We start from the raw sequence: 1,298 nt of genomic DNA on the forward strand, positions 1-1,298 counted from the left end.
CGGGAGAGATCGGTGCCCTTCGGGAAGTACTGGCGCAGCAGCCCGTTCGTGTTCTCGTTCGTCGGTCGTTGCCAGGGCGAGTGCGGATCGGCGAAGAACACCTTCGTCCCGGTATCGAGAGCGAACTGAGCATGACCGGAGAGTTCCTTCCCACGGTCCCAGGTGAGGGTCTTACGTAGCTGCTCAGGCAATTGCGTCATCGACGTGGTGAGCGCCGCGTTCATCGCGATCGCGCCATAGCCCCCGAGCGAGGGGCCGTTCTTCACGGGCGGATTCTCGCCCCAGCCCTCCAGACGGGGCAGGTGCACCAGGAGCGTGGAGCGGCTGCTGCGCTCGACAAGCGTGCCGATCGCGGAACGGCCCGTCCCGATGATCAAATCGCCTTCCCAGTGTCCGGGGACCGCGCGGTCCGTGGCCTCGGCGGGGCGTTTGCTGAGGACGACGTCCGCGGTGACATGCCCCTGCGGCTTGTTCTGCGACCGTGCACGGGGAGCCCGCAGCGCCCGGCCGGTGCGCAGGCACGTCACCAGTTCCCGCTTGAGCGCGCCACGGCCTTCGATGAACAGCGCCTGGTAGATCGCTTCGTGGCTGATGCGCATGGACTCATCATCGGGGAAGTCGACACGGAGTCGGTGCGAAATCTGCTCCGGACTCCATGCCGTCGCCCAACGTCTGTCCTGACGGTGCGGCTTGTTCAGCCCTTTCCATGCGGGCGTTTTGGGCCCGGTGACGGTCATGTTGTCGGGGCGACGGATGCTGCCGGCGAGCCGGTCCTCTACGTACTCACGCAACCGGTCGTTACCCAGGAGTTTCGCGGTCTTCGGGCGCTTGGCCGCCTGCTGAGCCTTCCACTGGGCGACCGTCGCGCGGTATTCCTGCTTGCCGCCGCGCGTGGCGGCGTTGCGGCGCAGTTCGCGAGAGATTGTCCCGGGGTCTCGCCCCAGGGCGCGGGCGATCTCGCGCACGCCCTTGCTCGTCGCCCTGAGGATCGCGATCTCCTCGCGCTCTTCGAACGTGAGGTACCGGCCCGAGGGCTCGGCCAACGAGATCGGAGGCATGCCGCCAGCGTGACGAAACCACCTCGCACCCACCGGCCACGACACGCCGACCGCCAACGACGCCTCCACCGTCGTGACCCCCGTGGCGATCAGTCGCCAGAACTGGCGCTGCACGACCCGAGACGGATCAGGCCGCCCCGGCGAACGCATCGCCGGCCGCAACGCACGGTCAGCGCGCCACTGCCGACGCCGCCCCTCCGGGACATCGCTGGTCTTCAAACTCCAGTCCGCCGTAGCCAC

At 68.0% G+C, this 1,298-nt stretch carries 1 protein-coding gene; it reads right to left on the minus strand.

Translation table 11 applies throughout. The annotated features are described in order from the left end of the window. Positions 1 to 1,058, minus strand: a 1,058-nt coding sequence (locus ABZ656_RS58005) for an IS30 family transposase (RefSeq protein ID WP_360280847.1), incomplete at its 3' end; no start/stop codon positions are given. Positions 1,059 to 1,298 lie beyond the last annotated feature (240 nt).

The sequence above is a fragment of the Streptomyces sp. NPDC007095 genome, assembly GCF_040634475.1.
In the GTDB taxonomy this organism is placed as follows: domain Bacteria; phylum Actinomycetota; class Actinomycetes; order Streptomycetales; family Streptomycetaceae; genus Streptomyces.